The 23,154-nt window shown below is 72.7% G+C and carries 25 protein-coding genes and 1 tRNA gene; 15 read left to right on the forward strand and 11 right to left on the reverse strand.

Annotated features, from left to right (window positions below; genetic code table 11):
- Positions 1–6: 6 nt before the first annotated feature.
- A complete protein-coding gene (locus HN031_RS14650) occupies positions 7–759 on the forward strand; it encodes a class I SAM-dependent methyltransferase (protein ID WP_172271042.1) in 753 nt (250 codons plus the stop codon).
- Between the two features lie 36 nt (positions 760–795).
- Here the strand turns inward: HN031_RS14650 and HN031_RS14655 are convergent, their stop codons facing one another.
- Genes HN031_RS14655 through HN031_RS14665 form a run of 3 tightly spaced genes read right to left on the reverse strand, consistent with a single transcriptional unit; the run spans position 796 to position 2,461 of the window.
- A complete protein-coding gene (locus tag HN031_RS14655; RefSeq protein ID WP_172271044.1) occupies positions 796–1,461 on the reverse strand; it encodes a GAP family protein in 666 nt (221 codons plus the stop codon).
- Positions 1,458–1,973: a TetR/AcrR family transcriptional regulator gene (locus HN031_RS14660; RefSeq protein WP_172271045.1), complete on the reverse strand. Its 516-nt coding sequence runs from the start codon at positions 1,971–1,973 to the stop codon at positions 1,458–1,460. Before HN031_RS14660 ends, HN031_RS14655 begins: the two co-directional genes overlap by 4 nt.
- A gap of 56 nt (positions 1,974–2,029) precedes the next feature.
- Entirely contained in the window at positions 2,030–2,461 is a 432-nt protein-coding gene (locus tag HN031_RS14665; RefSeq protein WP_172271046.1) for a hypothetical protein, read from the reverse strand.
- A gap of 108 nt (positions 2,462–2,569) precedes the next feature.
- Between HN031_RS14665 and HN031_RS14670 the strand changes: the two genes are divergently transcribed.
- Entirely contained in the window at positions 2,570–3,346 is a 777-nt protein-coding gene (locus HN031_RS14670) for an isoprenyl transferase (protein ID WP_322424474.1), read from the forward strand.
- Between the two features lie 16 nt (positions 3,347–3,362).
- Here the strand turns inward: HN031_RS14670 and HN031_RS14675 are convergent, their stop codons facing one another.
- Genes HN031_RS14675 through HN031_RS14690 form a run of 4 tightly spaced genes read right to left on the reverse strand, consistent with a single transcriptional unit; the run spans position 3,363 to position 6,583 of the window.
- Positions 3,363–3,776, reverse strand: a complete 414-nt coding sequence (locus tag HN031_RS14675) for a Fur family transcriptional regulator (RefSeq protein ID WP_172271048.1) — start codon at positions 3,774–3,776, stop codon at positions 3,363–3,365.
- Positions 3,763–4,767: a metal ABC transporter permease gene (locus tag HN031_RS14680; protein ID WP_172271049.1), complete on the reverse strand. Its 1,005-nt coding sequence runs from the start codon at positions 4,765–4,767 to the stop codon at positions 3,763–3,765. The genes HN031_RS14675 and HN031_RS14680 overlap by 14 nt, the downstream gene beginning before the upstream one ends.
- Positions 4,764–5,597, reverse strand: coding sequence for an ABC transporter ATP-binding protein (locus HN031_RS14685; protein ID WP_322424473.1), 834 nt, complete (start codon positions 5,595–5,597; stop codon positions 4,764–4,766). Before HN031_RS14685 ends, HN031_RS14680 begins: the two co-directional genes overlap by 4 nt.
- Complete coding sequence (locus HN031_RS14690; protein WP_172271050.1) at positions 5,594–6,583, reverse strand: metal ABC transporter substrate-binding protein; 990 nt, start codon at positions 6,581–6,583, stop codon at positions 5,594–5,596. The genes HN031_RS14685 and HN031_RS14690 overlap by 4 nt, the downstream gene beginning before the upstream one ends.
- Before the next feature lie 72 nt (positions 6,584–6,655).
- On the opposite strand from HN031_RS14690, the gene HN031_RS14695 reads away from it, so the two are divergent.
- The 4 genes from HN031_RS14695 to HN031_RS14710 all read left to right on the forward strand — a co-directional run bounded on the left by HN031_RS14695 (position 6,656) and on the right by HN031_RS14710 (position 10,814).
- Positions 6,656–6,985, forward strand: coding sequence for an antibiotic biosynthesis monooxygenase (locus HN031_RS14695; protein WP_172271051.1), 330 nt, complete (start codon positions 6,656–6,658; stop codon positions 6,983–6,985).
- 54 nt (positions 6,986–7,039) lie between these two features.
- Positions 7,040–8,440: a glycine--tRNA ligase gene (locus HN031_RS14700; protein ID WP_172271052.1), complete on the forward strand. Its 1,401-nt coding sequence runs from the start codon at positions 7,040–7,042 to the stop codon at positions 8,438–8,440.
- Between the two features lie 99 nt (positions 8,441–8,539).
- On the forward strand, positions 8,540–9,682 hold the full coding sequence (gene dusB / locus HN031_RS14705; RefSeq protein ID WP_172271053.1) for a tRNA dihydrouridine synthase DusB: 1,143 nt from the start codon (positions 8,540–8,542) through the stop codon (positions 9,680–9,682).
- A gap of 256 nt (positions 9,683–9,938) precedes the next feature.
- Entirely contained in the window at positions 9,939–10,814 is an 876-nt protein-coding gene (locus HN031_RS14710; RefSeq protein ID WP_172271055.1) for an SH3 domain-containing protein, read from the forward strand.
- A 40-nt stretch (positions 10,815–10,854) separates the two neighbouring features.
- Here the strand turns inward: HN031_RS14710 and HN031_RS14715 are convergent, their stop codons facing one another.
- Positions 10,855–11,343, reverse strand: coding sequence for a DUF5994 family protein (locus HN031_RS14715; RefSeq protein ID WP_172271057.1), 489 nt, complete (start codon positions 11,341–11,343; stop codon positions 10,855–10,857).
- A 117-nt stretch (positions 11,344–11,460) separates the two neighbouring features.
- Here HN031_RS14715 and HN031_RS14720 point away from each other — a divergent pair, with 117 nt between their 5' ends.
- On the forward strand, positions 11,461–12,777 hold the full coding sequence (locus HN031_RS14720) for a deoxyguanosinetriphosphate triphosphohydrolase (RefSeq protein ID WP_172271059.1): 1,317 nt from the start codon (positions 11,461–11,463) through the stop codon (positions 12,775–12,777).
- An 18-nt stretch (positions 12,778–12,795) separates the two neighbouring features.
- Here the strand turns inward: HN031_RS14720 and HN031_RS14725 are convergent, their stop codons facing one another.
- Genes HN031_RS14725 through HN031_RS14735 form a run of 3 tightly spaced genes read right to left on the reverse strand, consistent with a single transcriptional unit; the run spans position 12,796 to position 13,818 of the window.
- Positions 12,796–13,122 (reverse strand): hypothetical protein, encoded by a 327-nt coding sequence (locus HN031_RS14725; protein WP_216652142.1) that lies wholly within the window; start codon positions 13,120–13,122, stop codon positions 12,796–12,798.
- 23 nt (positions 13,123–13,145) lie between these two features.
- The gene (locus HN031_RS14730) at positions 13,146–13,418 is read right to left on the reverse strand and encodes a DUF3618 domain-containing protein (RefSeq protein WP_172271061.1); all 273 of its coding nucleotides are present in this window, start codon (positions 13,416–13,418) and stop codon (positions 13,146–13,148) included.
- Positions 13,411–13,818 (reverse strand): phage holin family protein, encoded by a 408-nt coding sequence (locus tag HN031_RS14735; protein ID WP_172271063.1) that lies wholly within the window; start codon positions 13,816–13,818, stop codon positions 13,411–13,413. The genes HN031_RS14730 and HN031_RS14735 overlap by 8 nt, the downstream gene beginning before the upstream one ends.
- Positions 13,819–13,991: 173 nt before the next feature.
- On the opposite strand from HN031_RS14735, the gene dnaG reads away from it, so the two are divergent.
- From dnaG to HN031_RS14775, 8 genes are all read left to right on the forward strand, one after another.
- Positions 13,992–15,893: a DNA primase gene (gene dnaG / locus HN031_RS14740; protein WP_172271065.1), complete on the forward strand. Its 1,902-nt coding sequence runs from the start codon at positions 13,992–13,994 to the stop codon at positions 15,891–15,893.
- Positions 15,890–16,408, forward strand: coding sequence for a hypothetical protein (locus HN031_RS14745; RefSeq protein ID WP_172271067.1), 519 nt, complete (start codon positions 15,890–15,892; stop codon positions 16,406–16,408). The genes dnaG and HN031_RS14745 overlap by 4 nt, the downstream gene beginning before the upstream one ends.
- A 52-nt stretch (positions 16,409–16,460) precedes the next feature.
- Positions 16,461–16,536, forward strand: a tRNA-Asn gene (locus HN031_RS14750).
- 353 nt (positions 16,537–16,889) lie between these two features.
- A complete protein-coding gene (locus tag HN031_RS14755; protein ID WP_172271069.1) occupies positions 16,890–18,002 on the forward strand; it encodes a PAS domain-containing sensor histidine kinase in 1,113 nt (370 codons plus the stop codon).
- A gap of 104 nt (positions 18,003–18,106) precedes the next feature.
- Entirely contained in the window at positions 18,107–20,245 is a 2,139-nt protein-coding gene (locus HN031_RS14760) for an MMPL family transporter (RefSeq protein WP_172271071.1), read from the forward strand.
- 49 nt (positions 20,246–20,294) lie between these two features.
- Entirely contained in the window at positions 20,295–21,488 is a 1,194-nt protein-coding gene (locus HN031_RS14765) for a sensor histidine kinase (protein ID WP_322424464.1), read from the forward strand.
- A complete protein-coding gene (locus HN031_RS14770) occupies positions 21,485–22,165 on the forward strand; it encodes a response regulator (protein WP_367650770.1) in 681 nt (226 codons plus the stop codon). Before HN031_RS14765 ends, HN031_RS14770 begins: the two co-directional genes overlap by 4 nt.
- A gap of 129 nt (positions 22,166–22,294) precedes the next feature.
- Positions 22,295–23,119: a hypothetical protein gene (locus tag HN031_RS14775; protein WP_172271073.1), complete on the forward strand. Its 825-nt coding sequence runs from the start codon at positions 22,295–22,297 to the stop codon at positions 23,117–23,119.
- The last annotated feature ends 35 nt before the right edge of the window (positions 23,120–23,154 follow it).

Below are 23,154 nucleotides of genomic sequence, written 5' to 3' on the forward strand. Positions count from 1 at the left end.
CGCCACGTGAGCGAGCGGTTCTACGCGGACGGGAGGCGGTACGACCGGCTGTTCCCCGGCGGGGAGCAGGCCGTCGCGTTCTACCGGGCCGAGGCCGACCGCCAGGGCGGGTCCGTCCTCGAGCTCGGGTCGGGCACCGGGCACAAGCTGGTCCCGATCGCCTCCGACGGGCACCCGTGCACGGGTCTCGAGCTCTCGCCCGAGATGCTCGCCGAGGCCCGACGCAAGGCGGACGACCGCGGCGTGGAGGTGACGTGGGTGCAGGGCGACATGCGCTCGTTCGACCTGGGCCGGACGTACGACCTGGTGATGATCGCCGCCAACTCGTTGCTCCACCTGCACGAGGCGGCGGACGTGGTCGCCTGCTTCCGAACGGTCCGGAGGCACCTCGCGCCCGGCGGGCGGCTGGTCCTCGACGTGTTCAACCCGAGCGTGGAGGTGCTCGCCCGGGCCGACGGCGTACGACGCCGGCGCGAGGCGTTGTCGTTCGCCGATCCGGACCGTGGCATCCTGCACGTCGACGTGGCGGAGACGTACGACGCCGCCGCCCAGGTGACCCGCGGGACCTGGTCCTTCTCGACCGATGCCGAAGCCGACGTGGTGGTCGCGCCGCTCGGGATGAGGAGCATCTTCCCCCAGGAGCTGCCGCTGCTGCTCTCGCTGGGTGGTCTCCGGCTCGTCGAGCGCTACGGCGACTGGTCCCGGGAGCCGTTCACCGGAGAGTCCCCGTTGCAGCTGTGCATCTGCGAGGCGGACTGAACCGGGCAGGCAGGAGACCGGTCCGGCTCGTGCGGGTCACACCGACACGGCGATCGCCGTGACGGCGACGCCCCCGAGGAAGAAGCCGGCGGCGCGCCATTTGCTCGGCGGGATGACGGCGCTCGTGCCGAAGCGGTCGTGCAGCCGGCGCAGGGCGCCCATCACGCGCTCGCCCCGGCTGAGCCCGAGCGCGAGGAGGACGAGGCAGGGCAGGCAGTAGACGAGCGCGTACAGGGCGAGCACGACGACGGCGGTGGGCGTCGCGACGCCCGCGGCGAGGAGGCGCTCGATCGCGATGAAGTAGGGGAAGGCGTTGGGGAGGTCGGCCCCGGTCATCACCACGCCCAGCCCGGCCGCGGTGAGGGGCGTGAACCAGGCCGGCAGGCCGACGGCGGAGCGCCGGCGGGCGCGGAGCGACCTCACGGACGACACGAACAGCACCACCGCAGCGAGCCCGAAGGCACCGCGGCGCAACCAGGTCAGTGCGCCGGAGATGGACGACGCGGCTGCCTCGGCGCCGACGTAGAGCGCCAGGCCGAGGAGGAACACGGTGGCGAAGGCCCCGATGACGAACCCGAGCGCCTCCGCGAGCGGCCGTCGACGGGAGCCGAGCAGGATCAGGGTGATGGCCACCAACGTGGCGGGGTTCAACGAGTCCAGCGCGGCCAGGCCGGCGATGCTGCCGGCGAGCTGCCAGGTCATCCGCGCGGCCCGGCGCCGGGGCGGAGGTGGGCGACGAGGCGCTCGACCCGTTCGGCGCTCGGCGCCGCCCCGGTCACCAGTGCCTCGCCGAAGAGGCCGTCGCCGACGAGCCGGACGACCTCGGCGCGCACGGGGTCGCCGAGCTCGTCGGCGATCAGCGCCTCCCACCGCGCGGCGGCCCGTGCCACCTCGGGCGGCAGCTCGCTGTCGTGCCCGCGCGACCCGGCCGCCAGGACGACGAGGGCGGCTCGGTCGCCGTCGTCGGGGGAGGAGAGGCGCAGGTACGTCGCGGTCGGCGACCCGTTCGCGGCGGCCTCCGTCATCGCGGCGTCGACCCTCGCGACGGCCCGCAGCAGCACGGCGGCGTCGAGCGCTGCCCGCGAGGGGAAGTAGTGCAGGACTCCCTGCTTGGTCAGCCCGACGGCCCCGGCGATCGCCAGGATGCTGGGCACCTTGCCCGTCGCCGTCGTCAGGTCCTGCATCGCGTCGAGGATGCGCTCACGTTGATCCATGCGACCAGCCTACCTGACGGTAGGTAGGTGACGGGTCGACGCTGGGCGGGCGTCGGTCAGGGCGCGAAGACCTTGACCTTGCCGCCCGGCAGCTGTGCGGCGAGTGCGGCGGCCGTCTCGGGCAGGTTGTCGAGGACCAGGATCATCACGCCCTTGGACCAGATGGTGTGGAAGGTCACCCCGGTCTCTGTCGCCACCTTCTCGGTCGCCGCGGCCGCCTTGGCCTGCAGCTTCTTGCTCGGGTAGGTGGTGATGATGGCGGCGTCGGTGGTGAGCTGCTGGACGCCCTTCTTGGACTTCACCGCGCCGGCGGGCGTGAGGCGGAGCTTCTTGGCGATCGGCTTGGGGCTCTCGCCGTAGTAGGGCGCGCCGATGGTGGCTGCGCGGGCGACGGCGGCGGTCTCGGGTGCGGCCGTCGAGCTCGCCGGCACGAGGAGGGCCGTCATCGGCAGGGCGACGGCGGCGAGCAGGGTGGCGATGCGATGCATAGGTGTGTGTACCTCTCGGGGACGCGGATGTCGCAGGTCCACCTACCCCGGCGCGCCACGGCCAAACGGTCGGCGCCTGTCCGTCGCGCCACACCTAGGCTGTCCGTCGTGAAGCGCGCCGTCCGACCACCGACGCCCCACCCCAGCGGGGCCACCCCTCCCCAGGTGCCGCGCGACCTCGTCCCCGGTCACGTCGCCATCATCATGGACGGCAACGGCCGGTGGGCCAAGGGCCGCGGGCTGCCGCGCACCAAGGGGCACGAGCAGGGAGAGCACACCCTGTTCGACGTGGTCGAGGGCGCCATCGAGATCGGGGTGAAGGCGATCTCGGCCTACGCCTTCTCCACCGAGAACTGGTCGCGCTCGCCCGACGAGGTGCGCTTCCTCATGGGCTTCAACCGCGACGTCATCCGCCGCCGCCGCGACGAGATGCACGAGCTCGGCGTACGCGTGCGCTGGGCCGGCCGCTCGCCACGACTGTGGAGGTCGGTGATCAAGGAGCTGCAGGTCGCGGAGGAGATGACGCGCGACAACGACGTGCTCACGCTGACCATGTGCGTCAACTACGGCGGCCGGGCCGAGCTCGCCGACGCCGCGAAGGCGATCGGGCGCGAGGTCGCTGCGGGGCGGCTCGACCCCGAGCGGATCGACGAGCGCACCTTCGCCCGGCACCTCTACGTCCCCGAGCTGCCCGACGCCGACCTCGTCTGGCGCACGTCGGGGGAGCAGCGGCTCTCCAACTACATGCTGTGGCAGGCGGCCTACAGCGAGATGGTGTTCACCGACGTGCTGTGGCCCGACGTGGACCGCCGCCACCTGTGGGCGGCGATCGAGACGTACGCCCGGCGCGACCGGCGCTACGGCGGCGCGCTCCCCAACGAGTGAGAAGAGCGCCTGCCGCTCACGACGGGCGGCAGGCCGGGCAGGTCCCGAAGATCTCCAGGGTGTGGCTGATGTCGGCGAAGCCGTGCTCGTCGGCGATCGCGTTGGTCCAGCGCTCCACCGCGGGCCCCTCCACCTCGACCGTCCTCCCGCAGGAGCGGCACACCAGGTGGTGGTGGTGCGTGTCGGAGCAGCTGCGCCAGATGGCCTCGCCGTCCTCGTTGCGCAGCATGTCGACCTCGCCCACCTCGGCGAGCGCGGAGAGGGTCCGGTAGACGGTCGCGAGGCCGACCGACTCACCCTGCTGCGAGATCCGGTCGTGGATCTCCTGCGCGCTGCGGAAGTCGTCGAGGCCGGCCAGGGCGGCCGCGACCGCGCGGCGCTGCCGGGTGGGACGGACGGCGGGGCGCGCCTGCGGGTCAGTGCTCGTCATAGTGCTCTCCGTGCATGGCGTGGCGGTGCCCGTCGTGGACGTAGTCGACGTGGTCGCCGTGCGGGACGGCCGGGTGGCCGCAGTCCGCGCCGTGGTCGTGGGGGTGCTGGTCGGTCGAGCGGTGCGGGGTCGCGGTGACCTCGGGGAACGGGGCCATCAGGCGGCTGCGCCGGCGCAGCCACACGCCGAGGGGCCACGTGGCGGTGAACATCGCCAGCGCGAGCAGCACGATCGTCGGCCCGGGGGCCACCGAGATGCGGAACGACAGGCCGGCGCTCAGCAGGAGCCCACCGACCGACGCCACGCACCCCACGACCATCGCGCCGAGCAGCGTCGCGCGGAAGGAGCGGGCGAGCTGCTGGGAGGTCGCGACGGGCACCACCATCAGCGCCGAGACGAGCAGGAGCCCGACGGTGCGCATCGCCACGGTGATGCTGACCGCGGCCAGCACCGCGATGAGCAGGTTGTAGCCGCGCACCCGCAGCCCGGCGACCTGGGCGAAGTCCTGGTCGCTCGCCACGGCGAAGAGCTGGGGCGAGAGGCCGAGCGTGACGACGAGGACGACGGTCGTGAGCGCGGCGGTGAACCACACGTCCGAGGCGGAGATGGCGTTGAGGGAGCCGAACAGGTAGGCCTGCAGCGTGGCGGCTCCCTGACCGGCGATGCCCGTGATCAGCACGCCGCCGGCGAGGCCGCCGTAGAAGAGCAGGGCAAGGGCGACGTCGCCGTTGGTGTGGCCGCGCTCGCGGATGAGCTCCATCAGCACCGCGCCGAGCACCGCGACGACCACGGCCGTCCACGTGGGGGAGGCGCCGGTCAGCAGGCCCAGGGCCACGCCGGTCACGGCGACGTGGCCGATCCCGTCGCCCAGCAGTGCGAGCCGGCGCTGCACCAGGAAGGTGCCGATCGCGGGGGCGGCGAGGCCGGTGAGCAGCGCGGCGACGAGCGCGCGCTGCATGAAGCCGAGGGAGAACAGGTCGAGGAAGCTCATGCCCGACCACCGCGCTCCCAGTCGAAGGGCGAGGCCACGTGCGGGGCGTGGTCGTGCCCGCCGGGCAGGTCGTGCTCGTGGGCATGGTGGGTGTGCGCGGCGACCTCCTGGGTGAGCGGCGGGCCGTCGTAGGCCACCAGCCCGTCGCGCATCACCACGGAGCGATCGATCAGCGGCATCATCGGGCCGATCTCGTGCGCCACGAGCAGGATGGTCGCGCCCCGCTCCTTCAGCCGGGCGAGGGCGTCGGCGAGGGCCTGCTGGTTGGGCAGGTCGACGCCGGCGGTCGGCTCGTCGAGCACGAGCAGGTCCGGCTCGCCGGCCAGGGCCCGCGCGATGAGCACGCGCTGCTGCTGGCCGCCCGAGAGCTGGGAGACGCCGTACGACGCCCGGTCGGCGAGGCCGACGACCTCGAGGGCGGACTCCACGGCACGGCGGTCGGCCGCCCCGGTGGGCCGCAGCAGGCGCCGCCGCCCGACCCGGCCCGAGGCGACGACCTCGCGCACGGTCGCCGGCACGCCGCCCGTGGCGGTCGAGCGCTGCGGGACGAAGCCGAGGCGCTGCCAGTCGGCGAAGTCCCCGATCGGCGTGCCGAAGAGCCGGACCGTTCCGCGCGTGTGGGGGAGCAGCCCGGTGACGGCGCGCACGAGCGTCGACTTGCCCGAGCCGTTGGGACCGAGCAGCGTCACCATGTCGCCAACACGCACGGTGAGGTCGACGTCGCGCAGGATCGGCCGGCCACCGATGGAGACGGAGACCTGGTCGAGGACGACGGGAGGGGTCCCGGCGCCCGCGGCGCCCGCGGCGTCCGACGGAGCGGGGGACGTCACGAGCAGCCGTTCGCCTGCTGCAGGGCGGTCAGGTTCGCGCGCATGAGGGAAAGGTAGTCCTCCTCGGCCGTGTCGTCCGAGAGCCCTTCGATGGGGTCGAGCACGGCCGTGGTCACGCCGAGGTCGTCGGCCAGCGTCTCGGCCATCTTCGGGCTGACCAGCCGCTCGGAGAAGACCGTGGTCACGCCGTCGGCCTCGATGACCTCCTGGAGGTGTCCCAGGTCGGCAGCGGTCGGCTCGGCGTCGGGCGACAGGCCCGCGATGGGCTCGAAGTCCAGCCCGTAGCGCTCGAGGTAGGCGAACGCCTGGTGGCTGACCACGGTCGTGGTGCGCTCGCAGGAGGCGAGCCCGTCGGTGAAGTCCTGGTCGAGCTGCTCCAGCTCGGTGCGCAGCTCCGCCGCGTTGTCGGCGTACGTCTGCGCGGCGTCGGGGTCGACCTCGGCCAGCTCGTCGGCGACGGCGTCAGCGAAGTCGGCCACCCGGACCGGGTCCAGCCAGAAGTGCGGGTCGCTGTCGCCGTGGTCGTGGTCCTCGCCCTCGGTGGACTCCTCGTGCTCGGCGTGCTCCTCCTCGGTCTCGCCCTCGTGACCCTCCTCGCCCTCCTCGTGGGCGTGCTCGTCCTCGCTGGCCGGCAGCAGGTCCACCACGGCCGCGGCGTCGACGACGGGGGCGTCGGTGTTCTCGGCTGCGGCGTCGACGGCCGGCTGGAAGCCCTTCTCCAGGACGACGAGGTCGGCGCTCTCGAGCGCGGCGGTCTGGGCGATGTCGAGGTCGAGGTCGTGCGGCTCCTGGCCCGGCTGGGTGAGGTTCTCGACGCTCCAGCCGTCGCCCGCCACCCGCTCGGTCACCCATGCCAGCGGGTAGAACGACGCGACGGCCTGGCGACCACTCCCGGCCTGGGCGTCGTCCGACTGACCACATCCGGCAAGGAGGACGGTGGCGGCCAGGAGGCTGGTGAGGGAGAGCGAGCGGGTGGTGAGCGACATGAGAACGATTCTCACCGCGATTGAGAACCGTTGTCAAACCGGGTTGTCGGCCCCCACGCATAGGCTGGGCCCGTGCTCGTCGTCACCCGCCTCCGTACGCCCGGTCCCGACGGCACCGCCGAGGAGGAGCTGCGTCGCGGTCTGTTGCACGCGCTGGGCATCCTCGCCGCCAAGCCCGGCTACGTCGGCGGCGAGGTCGGGCGCAACGTGGACGATCCGTCGCTGTGGGTGCTGACCACCCGCTGGGAGAACGTCGGCTCCTACCGGCGGGCTCTCGGGTCCTACGAGGGCAAGATGCACATCCAGCCGCTGATGGTGCACGCGGTCGACGAGCCCAGCGCCTACGAGGTGGTGGAGGAGGGGACCGACCTCAATGAGGTCCGTCCGCGATCGATAGGGTGAGCGCTCGCCCGCACGAGCCGGCAGCCAGCCGGCCCGACCCGAAGGAACCCCACCGTGGCCAAGCCCGCCCCGACCGCCCTGGACAACGTCGTCTCCCTCGCGAAGCGCCGAGGTTTCGTCTACCCCTGCGGTGAGATCTACGGCGGCACCAAGTCCGCGTGGGACTACGGCCCGCTGGGGGTGGAGCTCAAGGAGAACATCAAGCGCCAGTGGTGGAAGTTCATGGTCACCCGGCGCGACGACGTCGTGGGCCTCGACTCCAGCGTCATCCTCCCGACGCGCACCTGGGAGGCCAGCGGCCACCTCAGCACCTTCAGCGACCCGCTCGTCGAGTGCCAGTCGTGCCACAAGCGCTTCCGCGAGGACCACCTCCAGGAGGACTACGCAGCCAAGAAGGGGATCGACGACCCCGACTCGGTCGACATCAACGAGCTGGTCGCGTGCCCCAACTGCGGCACCCGCAACGCGTGGACCGAGCCGCGCAACTTCAACATGATGCTCAAGACCTACCTCGGCGTCATCGAGGACGAGTCGGGCCTGCACTACCTCCGCCCCGAGACCGCGCAGGGCATCTTCCTCAACTTCGCCAACGTGGTGACCTCGAGCCGCCAGAAGCCCCCCTTCGGCATCGCGCAGATGGGCAAGAGCTTCCGCAACGAGATCACGCCCGGCAACTTCATCTTCCGCACCCGCGAGTTCGAGCAGATGGAGATGGAGTTCTTCGTCAAGCCCGGCGAGGACGACGAGTGGTTCCGCTACTGGATCGAGGAGCGCACCCGCTGGTACGTCGACCTCGGCATCAACCCCGACAACCTGCGCCACTACGAGCACCCGCAGGAGAAGCTGTCCCACTACTCCAAGGGCACGACCGACATCGAGTACCGCTTCGGGTTCTCCGGCCGTGACTTCGAGGAGCTCGAGGGCATCGCCAACCGCACCGACTTCGACCTCAAGCAGCACAGCGAGTTCTCCGGCAAGGACCTGTCCTACTACGACCAGGCCGCCGACGAGCGCTACCTGCCCTACGTCATCGAGCCCGCGGCCGGACTGACCCGCTCGCTGATGGCCTTCCTCATCGACGCCTACACCGAGGACGAGGCACCCAACACCAAGGGCGGCGTCGACAAGCGCGTCCTGCTCAAGCTCGACCCGCGCCTGGCGCCGGTCAAGGTCGCCGTGCTGCCGCTCAGCCGCAACGCCGACCTCTCGCCCAAGGCCAAGGCCCTCGCCGCCGAGCTGCGCCAGAACTGGAACGTCGAGTTCGACGACTCCGGCGCGATCGGTCGCCGCTACCGCCGCCAGGACGAGATCGGCACGCCGTTCTGCGTCACGGTCGACTTCGAGACCCTCGACGACGACGCGGTCACCGTGCGTGAGCGCGACACCATGCGCCAGGAGCGCGTCGGCCTCGACGGCATCACCCGGTGGTTCGCGGAGAAGCTCGTCGGCTGCTGAGTTGTGGGCGCTCGCTCGTCGGTCCAGACGACGTCGGGCGCCGAGCCTGAGACATCCGGCTGATTTGGGCCGCGGGCGGCGTGGTTCGACAATGGGACCATGACCGCCGCCGTGCCCGACTCGCTGGCCCTGGGGTCGTTGCGCGTCGGTACGCCGGTCGTGCTCGCGCCGATGGCCGGGATCACCAACGCTGCCTACCGCCGCCTCTGCGCCGAGCAGGGCGCAGGCCTCTACGTAAGCGAGATGATCACCAGCCGCGGGCTGGTCGAGGGCGACGAGGTGACTCGCAAGATGCTCGTCTTCGACGAGCTCGAGTCCGTCCGCTCCGTCCAGCTCTACGGCACCGACCCGGTCTACATCGGCAAGGCCGTCGAGATCCTCTGCGCCGACCACGGCGTGGCCCACGTCGACCTCAACTTCGGCTGCCCGGTCCCCAAGATCACCCGCAAGGGCGGCGGGGGAGCGCTGCCCTGGAAGCGCGACCTCCTCGGCGAGATCCTGACCGCCGCGGTCGCCGCAGCGGCGCCGTACGACGTCCCGGTGACCATGAAGACCCGCAAGGGCCTCGACGAGGACCACCTCACCTACCTCGACGCCGGCCGGATCGCCCAGGAGACCGGAGTCGCCGCGATCGCCCTGCACGGGCGGACCGTGCAGCAGGCCTACTCCGGGAGGGCCGACTGGGACGCCATCGCCGCGCTCGTCGAGCACGTCGACATCCCGGTCCTCGGCAACGGCGACATCTGGGAGGCCGCCGACGCGCTGCGCATGGTCGAGCAGACGGGCGCTGCCGGCGTCGTCGTCGGACGCGGGTGCCTGGGCCGGCCGTGGCTGTTCCGCGACCTCGCCGCGGCCTTCCACGGCGAGGACGTCGCCACCCTGCCCACCCTCGGCGAGGTGCGCACGATGATGCGGCGCCACGCGGAGCTGCTCTGCGAGCACATGGGGGAGGAGCGCGGCTGCAAGGAGTTCCGCAAGCACGTCACCTGGTACCTCAAGGGCTTCAAGGCCGGCGGAGAGCTGCGCCACCAGCTGGCCCTCGTCGACTCGCTGGCCTCGCTCGACCGGCTGCTCGAGGGACTCGATCCCGCCGAGCCGTTCCCCACGCACGAGCTCGGCACACCGCGCGGGCGGCAGGGGGCCCCTCGTACGAAGGTCGTGCTGCCCGACGGGTGGCTCGACGACACCGACGGCCGCGGCACCTACGTGCGCGAGGACGCCGTCGAGACCACCGGCGGCTGACCCGTCCCCGTGGATTACTGCGGGGTGAGCCGGAACACGCGCATTTTTACTTGGGGAGATTGGGACAGGCCGAGATTCCTGTGCTCTACTCGATGATCGCGTCGACGTGGGCACGAGGTTCCCCTGCAGTCCGACCTCGTGGTTCGACGCCGTCCCCCGTCAGCAAGTGCAAAGGATCAGCGCTGTGGCTCAGCATCGCCACAAGCGGGAAACCCCTGCTACCCCCCGTTCGTCCCGGATCCCCCGATCCGTCCTGGTGTCCGCACCGCTCGCCGTCGTGGCGACGATGTCGGCCGTCACGATGGGCGTGCTCGCCGCAACACCGGCCACCTCCGACGACGCCGACCTCCTCGCCTCCGCCACCAGCAGCGAGTCGACCGACAGCCGGACCGGTGCCGGCAGCCAGTCGATCCTGCGGTCGACGACCCTGAGCCGCCGCGGTGACGCCGTGGTGTCCCGGTCGCAGATCCGCACGGCCGCCAAGGCCGAGGCGGCTGCCCGCCGCGAGATCGACGTGGACCTGAAGGCGCGTCGCCTCGCCGCGAAGGTCGACGACAAGGTGTGGACCACCGAGGTCCTCAACCTGTGGGACGGCCCGAGCGAGAAGGCCGAGAAGCTGGGCGTCGTCGAGGCGCTCCGACAGGTCGCGGTCACCGGTCGCCGCCAGCTCGGACGCGTCCAGATCGTGATCGACGGGCAGTCCCGCTGGGTCACGGCCGACTACCTGAGCCAGGACAAGCCGAAGCCCGAGAAGGTCGCGAAGGTCGCCTCGGGCCCCGCGCTGGGCGGCACCTGCGCCAACGGGTCGTCCATCGACGCCGGTCGTGCCTCGCTCTACGAGATCCACGACGTCGTGTGCTCCAACTGGCCCGAGATCACGTCCTACGGCACGTGGCGCAGCGACGGCGAGCACGGCCAGGGCCGCGCGATCGACATCATGGTCAGCGGGGACACCGGCTGGGCCATCGCGGAGTTCCTCCGCGCCAACTATGCCGCGCTCGGCATCGAGTACATCATCTACTCCCAGCAGATGTGGTCGGTCGAGCGCTCCGGCGAGGGCTGGCGCGGCATGTCCGACCGCGGCTCGGTCACCGCCAACCACTACGACCACGTGCACGTCACCGTCTACTGACGCGCCGCCACCGGCCGGGCACGACCGGCCGTGAGGCCGCTCAGTCGACCGCGGGCCAGTGGTCCCGGGGGTCGACGTCCGGGTGCTCGGTGACCGTGTCGAGCAGGTCGGTCGCGGAGTGCCTGTTGCCCCGGGTGGCCGCCGCGAGGAGCGCCTCGTCGCCCTGGTCGTCGGTCAGCCCCGACGGCACGACCAGGACCCGCAGCGTCCGCTCCGGCGTCACCAGGTCGACCACCTGGGTGTCGGCGCCCGCGACGGCGCCCACGTCCACGGACCGGTCCGCGACCGTGACGGTGTCGGGCCGGTCGTCCCAGTCGGTCGCCGAGACCAGCACGCGCGTGATCGTGCCGAGCTCGGCCGGGAACTGCTCGACGAGGTCGACCAGCTCGACGGCCAGGGCCCGGCTCCGCGGCCACCAGCCGCCGTCGAAGGTGTTGTGGCCGGGGTCCCGGGCCATCCGCAGCCGGAGCGACCCGCGTACGGGTCCCTGGTCCTCGGACGACGCTGCGGGACGGTTCGCCGTCGACATGACGTCCACCTCTCGACCGGCTGCCTCCCGGACGGGAGGCTCGTCGCCGGTTGTCTCTGCACAACCTATCCGGGGCGGCGCCACGACGGCGGCCGGCATCGTTAGGCTGGGCGGCCGATGAGCATCGAGGACCTGTACGACGACTCGGCGCGCGAGCGCGTCGTCGCCGAGCCCCCCAAGCGGGTCGACGCGCCGGTGCGGCTGGCGTTCGAGCGCGACCGGGCGCGCGTGGTCCATGCCGCGGCCTCACGACGACTGGCGGCCAAGACCCAGGTGGTGGGTCCGCAGACCGACGACTTCGTGCGCAACCGCCTGACCCACAGCCTCGAGGTGGCCCAGGTCGCCCGCGACCTCGCCCGCGCCCTGGGCACCCATCCCGACATCGCCGAGACGGCGGCGCTCGCCCACGACATGGGGCACCCGCCCTTCGGCCACAACGGCGAGCGCGTCCTCGCCGAGCTCAGCGCCGACTGCGGTGGCTTCGAGGGCAACGCGCAGACGCTGCGCCTGCTGACCCGCCTGGAGTCGAAGACGTTCGACGAGGAGGGCCGGTCGGTGGGGCTCAACCTCACCCGCGCGACCCTCGACGCCTGCACCAAGTACCCCTGGCCGCGGTCGGAGGCGACCGGCCCGCACGGTGTGCACGCCGACGGGACCCCGCGGGTGGTGGTGAAGTTCGGCGTCTACGACGACGACCGGCCGGTCTTCGACTGGCTGCGCACCGGGGTCGCGGGCCGGCGCCGCTGCCTCGAGGCGCAGGTGATGGACCTCGCCGACGACGTCGCCTACTCCGTGCACGACGTCGAGGACGGCATCGTGGCCGGTCGCCTCGACCTCACCCGCCTCGACCGTGACGCGCTCTGGGAGACGGTGCGGTCGTGGTACCTGCCGGGCACCGACGACGACGCGCTCGACACGGCCCTGGACGAGCTGCGCGCCGTCGGCAGCTGGCCCGAGGCGCCCTACGACGGCAGCAGGCGCAGCCTCGCGGCGATCAAGAACCTCACCAGCGACCTCATCGGCCGCTTCTGCGGGAGCGCCCAGCAGGCCACCTTCGACGCTGCCGGCGGCGAGCCGCTCGTGCGGCACCGCGCCGACCTGGTGGTCCCCGAGGCCACCGAGGTCGAGATCGGGGTGCTGAAGGGCATCGCGGCCCACTACGTCATGCAGGCCGACGACCGCGTCGCGCTCATGGAGCGCCAGCGCCAGCTCGTGGCCGAGCTCGTCGAGGGGTTGTGGCAGCGGGGCGTCGACGGCCTCGACCCGGTCTTCGTCGAGGACTGGGAGGAGGCCGGTGACGACGCCGCCCGGCGCCGGGTCGTGGTCGACCAGGTCGCCTCGCTCACCGACGCCAGCGCGGTCACCCGCCACGCCGCACTACGCAACGGATCCCGGCCCACCCCGGTCGACCGGGGTGGACCGGGATCGCGCTGACGCCTCAGGCGGCGGTGATCAGGGCAGGTCGCCCTGGGGGTAGGGGTCGTCCTGCAGTGCGGTGCTCTCGGGGTTGAGCTGGTCCTCGAGGTCGGAGCGGTGCTCGCCCTTGCCCGAGGGGGCGACCTTGTCGGCGGCGGTGCCGGCCGCGGAGGCGACCTTGTCCTTGACGACCGGCGCCTTCTCCTTGGCCAGGTCGGCCGCCTGCTGGGCCTTCTCCTGCACCCGCGGGTCTTCCTTCACGCGCGTGACGGTCTGCTTGATCTGCTCGTAGCGCTCGCGTCCGGCACGGGTGCCGAGCACGTAGCCGATGCCTCCGGCGATCAGCAGGGTGAGCTTCCTCATCATGGTGTTCCTCTCGTTCGGGTTCAGTGGTCGCGGCGGATGCGCCAGACGACCAGCACGACGATCATCGCCACCAGCGAGCCGGCTGCTGCCAGCACCTCCGGTCGTGGCTTGCCGTCGACGGTGGTGGCCGAGTCCTTCAGCGAGGCGACCTTCTCCTGGGCCTGCGACTTCACGTCGAGCTTGGCCGCGAGGTCGTCGATGGTCCCGGCCAGCTGCTCGCGCTGGAGCGCGATCTCGGCCTCGAGCTCCTCGGGGGTCTTCTGCCCGCTGCTCTGGTCGTCCTGGTCACTCATGGTGGTCACCCTTCACGGTCGCGATGTCCTCCTTGATGCCCGCGATGGCGCGCTCCGGCGCCGCGGGTGCCGCCTCGGCGACCTTGTTCTTGCCCAGCAGCCCGACCGCGGCCGCGCCCGCGAGCAGGACCAGGGCGACGATCAGCGCCGCGAGCCAGGCGTCGACGACGTTGGCCAGGCCGAGGATCGCGGTCGTCACCAGGGCCGCGAGCGCGAAGAACGCGAGCAGGCCGGCGACGCTGAACATGCCGATCCCGACGCCGGCGCGTTTGCCCTTCTGGGCCACCTCGGCCTGCGCGAGCCGGATCTCCGAGCGGATCAGCCCGGGGATCTGCTGGGAGAGCTGGTGGACGAGTGCCCCGAGAGTCTGACTCTCTGGCGCTCCGTGCTGAGCAGTCATGATTCGACCCTCCCAGACCCCGGGCCGGTGCACCACCCGGGCTCGCCCCAAGGGGTGGCTGGCGGCGCCACCGCACCGGATCCGCACCGGATCCGCGACGGACGCGGACGGGACCGCCGGGGGATGTGGAGACCGCGGCAGCGCGGTGGGTGCGCGCCCGTAGACTCCCCGGCGTGGCAGGCCGGATCCGTGACGACGACATCGCCGAGGTGCGGGAGAAGGCCCGGATCGACGACGTGGTCTCCGGCTACGTCACGCTCAAACGGGCCGGCGGCGGGTCGCTCAAGGGCCTCTGCCCGTTCCACGACGAGAAGACCCCGTCGTTCAACGTCAACCCGGCCCGCCAGTTCTTCCACTGCTTCGGGTGCGGCGAGGGCGGCGACGTCATCTCGTTCCTCATGAAGGTCGACGGGCTCACCTTCACCGAGTCCGTCGAGCGGCTGGCCGACAAGTTCGGCGTCCAGCTGCGCCGCGAGGAGGGCGACGACGAGCCCGTACGCCCCCGCGGCCCGGCCCGGGGACGCCTCATCGAGGCCCACAAGGTCGCCCAGGAGTTCTACGCCGAGCAGCTCGCCTCCGGCGACGCCGTGGTGGCCCGCCAGTTCCTCCACCAGCGCGGCTTCGACCAGGCGGCCGCCGAGATGTTCGGCGTCGGCTTCGCCCCGCGCGACGGCGAGGCGCTGACCCGCCACCTGCGCGGGCGCCGCTTCACCGACGAGGAGTCGGTCGCCGCCGGGCTGGTCGCGCACGGTCGCTCCCACTACGACCGCTTCCGGGGCCGGCTCGTGTGGCCGATCCGCGAGGCCAACGGCGACACCATCGGGTTCGGGGCGCGGCGGATCTTCGACGACGACCGCATCGAGGCGAAGTACCTCAACACCTCCGAGACCGCGATCTACAAGAAGAGCCACGTCCTCTACGGCATCGACCTCGCGCGCACGGCGATGAAGGACAGCCAGCAGGCCGTCGTCGTCGAGGGCTACACCGACGTGATGGCCTGCCACCTCGCCGGCGTACGCACCGCGGTGGCGTCGTGCGGCACGGCGTTCGGCCAGGACCACGCGCGCGTGCTGCGGCGTTTCCTGGGCGACCACGGCGAGACGAGCGGCGAGGTCATCTTCACCTTCGACGGTGACTCGGCCGGGCAGAAGGCAGCGATGAAGGTGCTCGAGAGCGACCAGGTCTTCGCCTCCCAGACCTACGTCGCCGTCGCGCCGGAGGGGATGGACCCGTGCGACCTGCGACTGCAGGACGGTGACGAGGCGGTGCGCGAGCTCGTCGCCAAGCGGCAGCCGCTCTATCGCTTCGCACTCGACAACATCCTCGCCCGTCACGACCTCGACCGCGCCGACGGCAGGGTCGACGCGCTGCGCGACGCCGCCGGGCTGGTCGCCAGCATCCGCGACAAGACCAAGGTGGAGTCGTTCTCGCGCGAGCTGGCCCACATGGTCGGTGTCGACATGGACGAGGTCCGCGGGGAGGTGCGCCGTGCCGCCAGCCGGCCCGCCCGCACCGAGGAGCGTCGCCCGGGCCGGCGCGCGGAGGCCGTCGAGGCCCCCGAGCCCGCCCGGCCCGCGCTGCCGAGCCTGTCCGACCCGCGCTTCCTCATCGAGCGTGAGCTGCTCAAGCTCGTCATCCAGCACCCGGCCGGCGTGGGTCGCACGACCGCGCACGTGACGACCGGCGACTTCACCCACCCGACCTTCCAGGGCGTCTGGGAGGCGGTCACCGTCGCCGGCGGTCCGGCCTCCGGTGTCGACGACCAGGGGTGGGGCAACCGCGTGCGTGGGGCCGCCAGCGACCCCGCGGTGGTCGCGGCGATCACCGAGCTCGGCGTCGAGCCCGTCCGAGGCACGTCCGACCCCAACCCGACCTTCGCCGTCGCCTACGTCTACCGGCTCCAGGAGCTCACCACCTCCCGGCGCATCGCCGACGTGAAGGCCCGCCTCCAGCGCACCAACCCGGTGGACCAGGCGCTCGACTACAACCGCATGTTCGGCGAGCTCGTCATGCTCGAGCAGCACCGTCGCAAGCTCCGCGAGGGCGCCGTCGGTCAGTCCGGGGGCCAGCCGTGAGCCCGGCCGCGCGGGGTCGCTGGGGACGTACGCCGACGCCCCCGGTCGTCGTCGCGCCGGGAGAGCGCGTGCTCGCCGCCGCCACGAGCGTCGAGGGCACCGTCCTCGCCGGCACCCGTGACGCCTTCTACGTCGTGGTCGACGGCGAGAGCCGCCGCGTGCCGTGGGAGCAGGTCGAGGCGGCGCACTGGGACCGCGACACCGACCTCTTCACGCTCTCGGAGGTCGGCGCGTGGGGCGACCCGCGCCCGGTCCACACAGCGACGCTGGGGGAGCCGGGTCGGCTGCTCGAGCTGGTCCGCGAGCGCGTCACCGCCAGCGTCGTCCTCCAGCGCCACGTGACGGTCGACGGCCGTCGCGGCGTGCGGGTGATCGCGCGTCGCGCACCCGCGGGATCGGGGGGCGTGCAGTGGGTCTACGAGTACGACGAGGGCGTGGATCCCGACGACCCGGCCGTCCGGTCCGCGGCCCGCGAGGCCCTCGAGGTCATGCAGCGCGACGTCGGCCTGCCCTGATTTCCCCCGCGCTGTCGGGGCTTGCTAAGGTTTCGCCTCGCTGCACAAGCGATCCCCTGTAGCTCAACTGGCAGAGCATTCGGCTGTTAACCGGAGGGTTGTTGGTTCGAGTCCAACCGGGGGAGCCACCGAAGGGCCCCTGATCTGCGGACACGCGGATCGGGGGCCCTTCGTCATGTGCGCCGGCGTCGGGAGTCCGCGCAGGCCCGGCACGAGCCGTCACGCTCGATCGGTCGGGGCGTTGCAGCCACTGAGCACCTCGTCCATCAGCCTCTCCGCCGTGCTCCCGCTCCGCGGAGAGGACCCCACAGACGATGGGTCCGGGTCCGGGTGCCAACCAGACGCAGCGGCACGGTCCCCTACCCCCGGACCGCGCCGCTGCGTCAGCTTCTGCGTTCACCCGCGGGGGAGTCGTGTTGCCCCGAGTGGGTACTGGTCGCAGTCGGGGGACGACACGGACGAAGGACGCGGACACGTGGTGGTGACCCCGACACTGAAGCTCGAGGCGGTGGTCCCGCCGACCGACGACGACGGCGCCGAGCTGTGGGCGACGTTCTACACGTTCCGCATCGAGGCCGACGGCAGCGCGTCGTTCCCCTTCGTCTCCCACACGTGCGCCGAGCTGTTCGGCTTCTCCGCGCAGGAGGCGATGCGCGACGTGAGCCTCATGCACGACGCCGTCCACCCGGACGACCGTCGGCGCTTCGACGAGGAGGGTCGACGCTCGTTGCGCGACCTCCAGCTGTTGAGGTGGCGGGGGAGGATCGTCCGCCGCGACGGCAGCACGTGTCCGGTGCGCATCACGTCGCGACCGGCGCGGCTGCCGGACGGGGCGACGGAGTGGCACGGCGTCGTCGTCGAGGACCCGGCCTCCCGCGGCGACGCGCACCACGGGCCCGACGGTGCCGTCGCCGTCCGGCAGGCCGACGCGCTGGCCATGCTGGGCCATGACGTCGCCGCACCCCTCACCGCGATCCTCGCCTGCGCCGAGCTGGCGCTCGAGGAGGTGAACCGCGAGCGACGCCAACCGCCCCGGGACATCAACGCCGCGGCCGTTCGTCGGTGCCTGGAGGTCGTCGTGCGCCAGTCCCACCGCCTCGAGGCCATCCGCGGGGACCTGCTCATCCTCGCTGCCGCCGACGCCGACACCGTCGATGCGAGGGGGACGAGCGTCGACGTGCTGGCCCAGCTCGACGCTGCCGCCGACCTGGCGTCGGCCGACGTGACGGTGAGCGTCGACTGCCCGGCCGGCCTGTGCTGCACGGTCCAACCGAGCCACCTCTCCCAGATGCTCTCCAACCTGGTGTCCAACGCGGTGCGGCACGCCCGTCGCGAGGTCGTCCTGAGCGCGTCACGCGTGGGCGATCGCGTCCTGGTCACCGTGACCGACGACGGACCGGGGGTCCCGGCCGAGGTGGTGCCCAGTCTCTTCACCCGGTTCAGCCACACCGGGGCGGCGGTGAGACCCGCCGGCGCCGGCACCGGCCTGGGCCTCTACATCGTGCGTGTCCTCGCGCGCGCCAACCACGGGACCGTCGTGCACACGCCCACCGACTCGGGCGCCCGTTTCACCCTCGCGCTGCCCGCCGCCTAGGACCGGGCCCCTCCACCGGCGTACTGCAGGGGGAGTACGCCCGCACGTCGAGTGACTCCCTGCGGCGGACGCGGCACCCGGGCCCCCGACGCGACGGTAGGGGCATGGACACCAGACCCTCCCTGCCCGGCCGGATCATCGCGATCCTGCACTCCTTCCCACGGCGGTCGCTCGCGGCCGTCCTGCTCTTCGTCGCCCTCGCCGGCGTGGTCGGCGGCCCGGTCGCCGGGGCGCTCGACTCCGACGGCGGCTTCGCGCCCGCCGACTCCGACTCCACGCTCGCCCTCGAGCGGCTCGAGGAGGTCACCGGCGTCCAGCCCACCGCCGGCATCCTCCTGCTCGTCGACACCCCGGCCGGCGACGCGAGCGGTGTGGACGAGGCCGTGGCGACCCTCGCCGCCATGGACGGGATGGCCAGCGCCGTCCCGGCCGGCACGGCCGAGGACGGCTCGACCGCCCTGGTCGCCGGCACGCTCGACGCCTCGGCGGAGGAGGAGGCCGTGGCCGGCGAGGTCCTCGACGAGTTCGAGGGCGTCGAGGGCGTCACCGTCGGTGGCCCGGCCGTGTCCGGGTTGCAGATGGGCGAGCAGGTGGAGGCGGACCTCAGCCGGGCCGAGCTGATGGCGCTGCCGATCCTCGTGCTGCTGTCGATCCTGGTCTTCGGCGGCCGCGCCGCCCTGCTCCCGCTGATGGTCGGCATCACCACCGTCCTCGGCACGTTCCTCACGCTCGCCGGGATCAACCAGCTCTACGGGCTCAGCGTCTTCGCGCTCAACCTGGTGATCGGCCTCGGACTCGGCCTCGCCATCGACTACACGCTCTTCCTCGTCAGCCGCTACCGCGAGGAGCTCGCCCTGCAGGGCCCGACGGCGGGCGCCGCGCGCACCACCATGGCCACTGCTGGACGTACGGTCGTCTACTCCGCGGCCACCGTCGCGGTCGCCCTGGCCACGCTCACCCTGTTCCCGCTGGGCTTCCTGCGCTCGATGGGACTGGCCGGCGCAGCCGTCGCGGTCGTCGCGGCAGCCTCGGCGCTCGTCATCGCACCGGCGGCCTTCGGCCTCTGGGGGTCCAAGCTGGCCCGTCGGCGCCGCGACGGGGCCGCCGCGGAGGGCCGCTGGTACCGCTTCTCCCACGCGGTGATGCGTCGCCCGGGCGCCATCGCCGCCGCGACGGCCGCGGTCATGGTGGTGCTCGCCGCGCCGGCGGTGCAGGCCGAGTTCACCCCGGTCGACGGCTCGGTGATCCCCGAGGGGCTCAGCTCGCGCACGGTGGGCGACGCGCTCGTGGAGCAGTACGCCGGTGACGGCGCGACGCCGGTCACCATCGCCGTCAGCAGCACGGACGACGCTGCGGTGGCCGGGCTGGCCGACGCGGCCTCGGACCTCCCGGGCGTGGTCGCGGACGCTCGCGTGGCCGACCTCGGTGACGACGTCTGGCAGGTCGACCTGGCGGTCGCCGGGGACCCGGCGGGTGCGGACGCGCAGCAGGTCGTGGACGACGTCCGGCTGCTGGCCGAGGACGCGGGCGTGGACGCGCTCGTGACGGGACCTGCCGCGGAGTTCACCGACCAGCTGCAGGCCATCGGCGACACCCTGCCGCTCGCGATCGCCGTGCTCGTGGCGCTCACCATGCTGGTGCTGTGGCTGATGACCGGCTCGGTGGTGCTGCCGGTCAAGGCGGTGCTGATGAACCTGCTGACGGTCGGGGTCTCGCTCGGGGCGATCGTCTTCGTCTACCAGGCGGGCCGGTTCACCGACCTCCTCGGCTACACGCCCAACGGCGGGATCGAGCTGAGCAACTTCCTCATCGCCGCCGCCGTCGTGTTCGCGCTCTCCACCGACTACGGGGTCTTCCTGCTCGGCCGGATCAAGGAGTCGCGTGACGCCGGGCTCAGCGAGCGGGAGGCGATCGCCACGGGGCTGGGCCGTACGGGCGGCATCGTGACCGCCGCCGCGATCCTGCTCGCCGTGGCCATCGGGGCCTTCAGCACGAGCGAGATCACCTTCATGCAGCAGATCGGCATCGCGACCGCCATCGGCGTCCTGGTCGACGCCTTCGTCGTCCGCTCGCTCCTGGTGCCGTCACTGATGGCGATGATGGGCAAGTGGAACTGGTGGTCGCCGATGTGGCTGCGCCGGGTCCACGACCGCATCGGGCTGAGCGAGGGCGCCCCGGAGCGCGGGGACGACGACGAGGACCGTGGTCGTCCGGTCCCGGCCCCCGAGCTGGCCGGTGTCTGAGCGAGTGACTCCCCACCGGACCGGGCCGCCCGCCGCTACCGTTGCGCGGGTGGCCCGGTTCCGTCTCGAGCGCCCCCGATGGGGGGACGTCGCGCTCGCGCTCGCCTGCATGGTGGTGATGCACGTCGAGATGCCCCTCAACCCGAAGGCCGACCCCAGCCTGCTGGGCAGCGTCGCGGTCGTCGTGGCGTCCCTCCCGGTCCTGCTCCGCCGCCAGGCGCCCGTGGTGGCGTACGCGCTGTCCTTCGTCGCGATGTACGGCGTCATCGCCACCGTGTCGGTCTACAACACCATGCCGGCCCCGGTCGTGCTGTGCGCCTACTCGGTCGCCGAGCGCCACGGCCTGCGTGCCGCGTTGGTGACCGGGGCGTGCTCGCTGCCGCTCGTGCTCGCGATCCTGCAGGTCTTCAGCCCGCACGACATCGTCAGCTGGGGAACCGCCCGCAACCTGGCGCTCGTCCCCCTGCCGCTCGCCCTCGGCGTGGCCGCCCATGCCCGGCGCGGCTACACCACCATGCTCGTCGAGCGCGCCGAGGCCGCTGAGCACAGTCGCGAGGCCGAGGCGCTGCGCCGCGTCGACGAGGAGCGCCTGCGGATCGCGCGCGACGTCCACGACGTCGTGGCGCACGCCATGGTGACGATCAACGTGCAGGCCGGCGTGGGCGCGCACCTCCTCGACCGCGACCCCGCCCAGGCCTACGACACGCTCCGCTCGATCAAGCAGGTCAGCGGCGACGCCCTGACCGACCTCCGCGCCATGCTCGGGCTGCTGCGGGAGGACGCCACGGGGGACGCCCCGGCGCCGCCGGTGCAGCGGCTGGCCGACCTCGGCGACCTGCGCGACAGCCTCGCCGCGGCGGGCGTCGACGTCGCGTTCGACATCGACCCCGGCGCCCGGGCGCTGCCCGCGGCCGTCGACGCGACCTGTTTCCGGATCGTGCAGGAGGCGCTCACCAACACGCTGCGCCACGCCGGGTCCACCAGTGCACGCGTGCGGGTGTCCCGCGCGGAGGACCGCGTGGTGGTCGAGGTCCTCGACGACGGCGGTGTCGCGACCCCTCCGCTCAGCGGCAGCGGGTCCGGGCACGGCCTGCGCGGCATGCGCGAGCGCGTCACCGCGCTCGGCGGCACGCTGGAGGCCGGACCTCGCCCGGCCGGCGGGTGGCGGGTCGCCGCCTGGCTGCCGGTGGGCTCGGAGCCGAGCAGGCCCGTACGCGACGACGCGGGGGTGCCGGCCCCGTGACCGCCCCGATCCGGGTGCTGCTCGCCGACGACCAGGCCCTGCTGCGCGCAGGCTTCCGGGCCCTGCTCGACTCCGACCCCGGCCTCACCGTCGTGGGGGAGGCCGCCGACGGCGCCGAGGCCGTCCGGCTCGCGCTGGAGACGACGCCGGACGTCGTGCTCATGGACGTCCAGATGCCCCGCGTCGACGGTCTCGCCGCCACGGCACGGATCACCGCCGCTGCCGCGCTCGCCGGGACCAAGGTGGTGGTGCTGACCACCTTCGAGCTCGACGAGTACGTCTTCGGCGCCCTCCGTGCGGGCGCGTCCGGCTTCCTCCTCAAGGACATCGAGCCGCAGGCCCTCATCGACGCCGTACGGCTGGTGCACGAGGGGCAGGCGCTCCTCGCGCCCCAGGTGACCCGCCGGCTGATCGAGGCCTTCGTCTCGTCGGGGACCCCCGAGCCCGTCCCGGCGAGCGTCGTGCGGGGCCTCGAGCAGCTCACGACCCGCGAGCGCCAGATCCTGGCCCTGGTCGGTGCCGGGATGTCCAACCACGAGATCGCGGCCGACCTGGTGCTGTCGCCGCTCACCGCCAAGACGCACGTCTCGCGGATCATGACCAAGCTCGGAGCCCGCGACCGGGCGCAGCTGGTGGTCAGTGCCTACGAGGCCGGACTCGTCACCGTCGGCGGGTAGGCAGGACTGCAGCAAGGCAGGGCGGGACGGCGGGACCGCCCGGTTGCCGTGGCGTAACGGTTCCGCACCCGGTGTGAACTGTGCGTTACGCCCCGGACGCCCGCGACGTCCCTGCGACAGGGTGGTGGCATGGGCGCACATCTGCAGGACGGTGCGGGCGACCGCACGGAGTTCCTCGTCCGGCCGGACGGGACGGTGGTGGGGGACGACGGGTCCGCGGGTGCGCTGGCCGCCGCGCTGCCCTACACCGGCCGGCTCGCGCGGCGGATGGGCGAGCTCGTCGAGGCGGGTGACCTCAGGGTGATGGAGGCGTCGGGCACCCATCGGCTGACGGTCGGCGTCACCTGGACGCCCGCCGGCGAGGGCACGTTCCGGGCTGCGGTGACGCCGCTCGTGCCTCGCACGGTCCCGGTCTTCACGGTCGTCGGCGCGGTCGACACCACCGCTGCCGTGGCGCACTGCCTCGACCGGCTGGCCGGTGTCGACGGGGTGGTGTGGAGCTCCGTGGTCACCGCCGGGTCGCGGGTCATCGCCGCCGTCGGGGACCGGCGCGAGCTGCACCACCTCGCCGAGGTCGGCAACCGCATGCTCGCGATCCTGCGGTCGCTCGAGGACCAGCACGCGACCGGGTTCATGCGCCTGCGGTTCGAGCAGGGCGCCGTCATCGGTGCCTCGCTCGGGCGGCACGCGCTGGTCGCCTGCACGTCCGTGACCGACGACGACGAGGTGCTGGCGGTCATCGACGAGATCCGCGCCGTCCTGGCCGGCCACGACCTGTCGGTGGTCGCGACGGAGCTCGACCCCGACGCGGTCGAGGCACCGACGACACCGGCCGGCGACGACGCGCACGAGCAGGACCGAGCGCCCGCGCCCGCCCTGGTCGGGGCCCGCTTCCGCGGTGCCGGCGAGCCGGTCGACAGGCGCCGACGGCGCTCGATCTTCCGGGCGCGCTGACACGAACGCCGTCACCCGGGGGAGCGTGACGACGC

Source organism: Nocardioides sp. zg-1308 (assembly GCF_013155375.1).
GTDB lineage: Bacteria > Actinomycetota > Actinomycetes > Propionibacteriales > Nocardioidaceae > Nocardioides > Nocardioides renjunii.